Annotated in this window: 1 pseudogene; it reads left to right on the top strand. The window is 46.9% G+C overall.

Annotated elements, in window-relative coordinates:
* Positions 1–345: 345 nt before the first annotated feature.
* Positions 346–606 (top strand): annotated as a pseudogene (locus tag BFF42_RS19270) (helix-turn-helix domain-containing protein); the annotation flags it as partial.
* Positions 607–706 lie beyond the last annotated feature (100 nt).

Here is a 706-nt window from a genome sequence, read left to right as displayed (position 1 = left end):
GCCCGTTGACGGACTTCGGGGGAAAAACGAGTATTTTTAGTCATCCTGTTTACCTCTTTCTCAGGAAGTTTAGTCTCCAGGATTCCCGGGGCGGTTCACCTCTTATAACGTTAATGGACTCTATCAATGTCAGATTCTCTTCGCCCCCGCAGGATTCGTGCCTCTTACTCTATGACTCTATGGAGTTTAAGCTTGATCTTATTGAAAAATCTTACCAGCTAGGGGCCTGCGTGGCCCAACTGGCCAGAGAGTACGGGATTAATGTAAGCGCCCCATCAGCGACGTCTTGTGAAAATTGTCCTGTCTGGCAACAATCACGCCCATCTATATTGATGGACACGAACGATGAATTCCCAGACAACAAAAGATATTCCCTGCTTCCGTTCTTATTTGCCTGATGCCCTGCGTTTAAGATTTGAAGATAAACTGACCATCCGGGCCATCGCTCAGCGTCTGGGTCTCAGTCATTCCACAATACATACGCTTTTTCAGCGATTTCTTGCATCCGGTATCGCATGGCCATTGCCCGATTCAGTTTCATTCGCTCAACTTGACGCCATCCTTTATGCCAACAGAAAGAAGGAATTAACAGAGCCTCAAATCAGAGGTAAGCGTAAACTGACCGCCGTATGTAGCCATTAAGCCTGTATTGGTAACGTAGGTGCCCACCTTTTCAACTAGTGGACACCTGTTATGGAACAGAAAG

The organism is Shigella sp. FC1661 (assembly GCF_001712525.1).
Lineage (GTDB): Bacteria > Pseudomonadota > Gammaproteobacteria > Enterobacterales > Enterobacteriaceae > Escherichia > Escherichia coli.
This window is presented reverse-complemented; position numbering and strand designations above follow the sequence as displayed.